We start from the raw sequence: 5359 nt of genomic DNA, 5'->3' as shown, positions 1-5359 counted from the left end.
TTTCAGTTTGAAAGATTGAACTACTGTTATGATGCCTTCTGCCCTCTTATCTGTCAGGATTTCCTAAGTCACCCTGAGAATCTTGATTTTCTTCTGGCATCCCAAAATGCTTTATAGCCAGGCCATAAGCCTCTAAAATCCAGCCTGTGGATTCAAGCCACTCGATGGGCGTTTTATTTGCCATTTTTGCTTGTTGATATATACTTTGCCCGGATGCTACGGTAAACTCCTTGTAAAGAACCTGGTAGAGTTCCTGAGTGGTCATCTCATACCAGATCGAATAATTTTGCATCATTTGCCCCAGTTCTTTTCTGACTTTGGTAAAAAGCGGGTTGAAGTTTTCTATCTGTAAACTTGCTTGAGCTGCCTTGATATGGGCTATTTCGTCTGCCAAGGAATCTTGCGCATCCCTGATGCTACTTATTTCGTGTGCCAAAAATTTGTGGTAGGAGTTCAAAAGTTTTACTTGCCCTCTGGTCTCTTTGGTGGACTTTGCCAGTTCATGGAGTTTTTTTACTCCTTGTACCAAAATCCTCTGATTGAATGGCTGTTCCTGAACTGTTTTTCTAACATAAGCAAATGATTGAACCAGTCTGGATTTAAAGGCAACAACCTTTTTCGTATTTCTGGAAAGGGTCCCAAGGAAGATGGCCTGATTTTCATTAAGGTAGCAGAATCTTAGGGTAGTTGCCCCTACATCACGTTTTCTCACTTCGGTTTCAAACGGTAGCGAGCCAAACTCTTCTATTTTAGCCTGATAACGCTGAATAGTTGCCATCAAAGCTTTATGTTTGACTCCCAGTGCTTCTGCGACAAGCCTGCTATCTACTACAGGTATTTCATTTTTTACTTCAATAGGTAATAAGCCTTCCAGCGAGGCTTGTGTTGAGTTGTCTTTGTTTATTGATTTTGCCATTAAAATAAGTTTTGAGTGGGGCGAAAACGTTTTTTTAGAAAATAATATATTTCCCAGTTCCTCATTCGCCCCTTGTTGTTTTTGAAAATTAAATTATTTCCTGTCCCCCCACCTATAATATTTAAGATGCCAGGGTTTTACAGATCATCAATGTCAAGGAAACGCTACCCTGTCTTTTCCAATTCTATCAGCATAAAATGTAAGCCAATCATTTCCACATCCGTAAAATGAGCCGTTCGCGGAGTAAAACTCAGGGGGATGCCAGAGAACTTGCCTGTGGGCTGCTTAATTACTTCCAGTTGAGCCGCTATTTCATACTCCGGACGATCCAGCCACATGGTGACATCTGCATAAGTGTTCAGCAAAGCATTGATTTTAGTCACCTTTTGTATATTGTCATCTTCTGCCTGGGGCAATGGGGTAAATACGATGCAAGGGATGTTCAACACGCTGGCAAGCTTTTTCAATTCCTGAATATTGCTTTGAGTGTCTCCACCCACTACCTGATGTAAATCATCTACAATAATGAGTTTAACCTGATTGTAATAGGCGTGATAAAGGCATTTGCGTCTGAACTCCTCAAACACAATCCCTCTGATGTCACAGGCAATGAAATTAAAATTAAAGGTGGCCATTAACGTATCCTGGTATTTTTTGTACTTTGCATCTTCGGGACTTTCTTTGATGTGCTCTATTTCTATCAGGTCAATATCACTCATGGCTGATACCATGCGATGCCTGATGTCTCTTTCTTTGCCTGCCGAACAAAAGAAAATACCCATATCGTCGTGGTGTATAAGGGCATCAAGAGCCAAGCTTACCCCCAGGCTGGTTTTGCCTGCTTTAGGGTAAGAAGCAATATGAGTAAAGGGTTCGGTAAGGTGAAATAAATCGGCTGTCATCATAAGAGTTATCTTGATTTAAAATGTTTGAAAAAACCTATTTTTGCTATTTGTTGGCAGGATTTGATACTGATGTTGTTTTCAATGAGGGCTGTCATATCGAACCTCATGTGTTTTTTATAATTGACAGGTAATGATGTTTGATGATTCATTAGATACATATATTTAAAATGTGATGATAAATCAAATCTGTTTTAATGGTGGATTACTTTTTACTTCTTCTCTTCAACCTCCTGACCTTGGCCGTTGCCTTATTTCTGGCAATGCGTCCTGCCTTAATTTGCTCTTCCTGGTCTTTCTTCTCCCGAATGCGTTCTGCCCTGGCCGCCAGGTAAGCTTTAAGTTTTCGTTTGCTTCGGGCAAGTTTTTTGGGCAGGTAAATCCAGGTGTTGTGGTCTACCTGCACCTTCACTTTGTTTCGCAGACCTTTTTGCCTCTGTTGGGCAAGGAGCCTTGCTTCGCGCTTGTGTTGTTCGGTGATGCTTTCTCTACTCATGATGGCTGATGTCTTTAGGTTGAGTACTCAGTATTGCCTGTAAATTCAGCCATAGCAGTAATAGGTTTGCCCGCAAGGTATGCGACAAATAGTGTATCATTTTTCTTATATTTTTTTTGTTAGCAGTGTATTTTTATAAAGTCAAGGCTGGTTTTCAGAGAAGGATAAAGGTGTTTTTACCCACCTATCCTTTCCCACGTTGTCCTTTTAGATTGTCCGATTTTCTTTGGAAATGATAGGTTATCTTGGATTCGATTTTTGCCTCAAAACTGACCGGAAATTCAAACAAGGAGACTATTTTGCCTTCAAAGACAACCTCACGAACGGAGAGTTTTTTGGGATACTGGGGCTGAAAGTCGTGATAAAACAGACTCCCATTGAGGTGTTTCAGATCGGTAATGGTAAAATCTTGAATGTCGCTTTCATTCAGTTTTTGCAATACAGTTACTTTTTTTCTTACGTGCAGGGTTATTCTTCTTTTCCTCTTTTTCATTTTTTTTACTTTGATGTTTGATCTTTAAATATTGAGAGAGTACCCTCTTTTGCATAGTTACAGTAATGCTGTAGAGCTGCGTGCCCTGGGCAAACAACCTTACAGTAAGTGAGATATACCAAAAAGTATTCATGAGCTTACTTGCCCTGGGTAGTCATCGTGAGTGGTGCACTATACCAGAGTGAATGAAGGGATTGAAAATGCCGCCTGCCTCTCTTGAACAAGCCGCTGAGGGAATCATTTTTAACTGATATACAGTGTTATTTGCTTCATTTGATCATCTGTTGTTTTATATTTCTATTTAATAAGCAGTCGTTTGTGCTGACAATGTTGTTTACTTGTCTGTATAGAGAAAAAAGGCAAAGACATACTATGTGCGTACCTTTGCCCAAAAGTATTACAAGGGTCAAACTTGCATTAGATAAACTTATCAATGACATTATTTGACTCTCACATTCAACTAAACTCAGATCATCATTGTCAGGTATTTTACTAAGCCTCACGCTTAATAAGGGTGCAATAGTATGAACAAGAAATAATACAAACAAGAAAAATATAAAAAACTTCTCTTTTTTGCATCAAAAATAAGGGTTTTTACTTGCTTATATGATAGCATATATTTTTTGAAAAGAATTTTGAATGTTTACGAAAGTTTGGTAAGATTGTACTCAACATAAGGGTTCTTTCGTTTGGGAGATCAAACTTTGCCTGCTTACTGGCAGTGTTTGATGTTGCTTACGACATATCACTAGAGCAAAGGCTCCACCTATTTTACTTGTTTACACAATACCATTTGGCTTGCTTGTCAGCAGAATCCCACTGGCGGGACAGGCTTAAAAGAAACCCAGAGTTATTTTCTTAACCATACATCAAACTGCTTGATTTGAGGCTTTATGGTACTTCTGTGCCTGGCTTTAAAGCAAGCAGCCACCTTACCGCAGGTGTTTATTCAGGACTAAAGCATTACTGTTTGTATAAGTTACTGATTCACCTGCTGTCTGGAATGGCTTGGTTTGCCTGTGCCGGAAACAGATATTTCCGGACAAGCGCCAAAAAACAACTGTGCAGGTTTTGCTGCTGTAGCAGGTGGCTTTTAGGCTAAAGACCTCGTTTTGGTATAAAAAAATAAATTATCATTTTGGCAATTTTAATAAATCGCTTGAATAAATGGGAGTGCTATATATGTACCTTAAAAGAGTCTATTTATTTGATAAATACAATTTTGATAATTTCTTGTGTCCGTTTGTAAATTACCACTATTAAGAATCGTTTGATTATTTATTTATGCAAAAACCTTCGCTTGTTTCAGGCGAAGGTTTTTTTTATTGGTATTACTCATTTATTTTTTGATAGCTTCTCTAGTATTTGTTCAGCGGCATCCACTTTGGTTTGGGCTTCCCTAAAGAGAGTAATGGCTTCTTTGAATAAAGCACTGGCTGTTCCTTCGGGGGTCGCTTGGTTCATGAGCTCCACCACCGTCAGCCCAAATACTCCGGCAATCTGAATAAGGTCGTCCAGCCCCACATTTTGAGTGCGCCCATTTTCAATCCGTTCATAAGTTTGTTTGCCCCACCCCAATTTAGTGGCCATTTGCTGGTGAGTAAGCCCCTCACTGGTGCGCAAATGCTTAATCATTTTTAGTAAGTCTTGTTTTTCCATGGGGCTAAAATACCTGCTTTTTCTTTGCTACACATCAAATTTTGATGCTTTTTGTTTGTAAGTAGTTATCAAAAGATTACATTTGAATGAATAACATCTATTTTTGATGTTAAATGTATTGTAAGGTATTTAAATATGATGTAATCTACTGATTCACTACCAACTATCTTTACTATGAACAATTCTCAACAACTATTACAAAAGATCAAACAAGCACGTTCTGCTACCCGGCTTACCACCCAAAACCCTTACGATGAACAACACGAAGTGGCCAAATGGAAAGATCACTATGAAAAGGCGCAGCATTATATGGAGGGCAAGTCTTACCTCGAAAGGCGGTTGGTGTGGTTTAAACTCAGCAAAGGATTCAGGGCATTTTATCATCCGGTATCGGTTATTCTTGCCTTGATAACGGCAACTTTGCTGGCTACCCGGCATTTAGACCTGGTTTCACTGAGTCCTGTCTCTATTCTTTTGCTCTTACTTACGCTGGTGTGTCTGCTGGTAATTTTTGGGGCACTCGAATGGGGCAAGAAAGAAAAAGCCACCGATGTGTTTTATCGGCAGGCAAACGGTAGAACAGTACCTTTGGTGCAATGGCTCTACCTGAGTTTGCTGGCGTTAGCTTCGCTGCTGGTCAGTGCTTTGGGCGGGGCACTCATTGGCGATGCCCAAACCGACGAAAGCAAAACCATTGCGGTAAGTAAAAATCAGGCAATCCAACGGGTAAAAACCGACCACCAGGCACGTTTGCAACAACTGGCAAAGACCATTGCCGGGCTCGAAAGCCTGTCGGTAGACCCTCAGCTCAGGCGTTGGGGGCTGACCAAAGCCGAACAGGAAAACCTGCGGGCGGGCAAAGCAGAAAAAGCAACGCTTGAGCAACAACAAGC

The 5359-nt window shown here is 40.3% G+C and carries 5 protein-coding genes and 1 pseudogene; 1 reads left to right on the top strand and 5 read right to left on the bottom strand.

The features are described from left to right. Positions 1–46: 46 nt before the first annotated feature. From Q0954_RS32610 to Q0954_RS32590, 5 genes are all read right to left on the bottom strand, one after another. Positions 47–916 (bottom strand): Rha family transcriptional regulator, encoded by an 870-nt coding sequence (locus Q0954_RS32610; RefSeq protein ID WP_299465780.1) that lies wholly within the window; start codon positions 914–916, stop codon positions 47–49. Between the two features lie 164 nt (positions 917–1080). Beyond that, complete coding sequence (locus tag Q0954_RS32605; protein ID WP_299465778.1) at positions 1081–1821, bottom strand: DnaB-like helicase C-terminal domain-containing protein; 741 nt, start codon at positions 1819–1821, stop codon at positions 1081–1083. A gap of 202 nt (positions 1822–2023) precedes the next feature. Continuing rightward, the gene (locus Q0954_RS32600; RefSeq protein WP_299465775.1) at positions 2024–2314 is read right to left on the bottom strand and encodes a hypothetical protein; all 291 of its coding nucleotides are present in this window, start codon (positions 2312–2314) and stop codon (positions 2024–2026) included. A 184-nt stretch (positions 2315–2498) separates the two neighbouring features. Then, a complete protein-coding gene (locus Q0954_RS32595; protein WP_299465772.1) occupies positions 2499–2807 on the bottom strand; it encodes a hypothetical protein in 309 nt (102 codons plus the stop codon). A gap of 1335 nt (positions 2808–4142) precedes the next feature. Next, positions 4143–4466, bottom strand: a complete 324-nt coding sequence (locus Q0954_RS32590; protein WP_299465771.1) for a helix-turn-helix transcriptional regulator — start codon at positions 4464–4466, stop codon at positions 4143–4145. 174 nt (positions 4467–4640) lie between these two features. Here Q0954_RS32590 and Q0954_RS32585 point away from each other — a divergent pair. Then, positions 4641–5359, top strand: a pseudogene (locus tag Q0954_RS32585) (hypothetical protein); the annotation flags it as partial.

The sequence above is a fragment of the uncultured Microscilla sp. genome (genome assembly GCF_947493425.1).
Lineage (GTDB): Bacteria > Bacteroidota > Bacteroidia > Cytophagales > Microscillaceae > Microscilla.
Note: the sequence above shows the minus strand (reverse complement) of the source record. Positions and strands in the feature narration are given on the sequence as shown.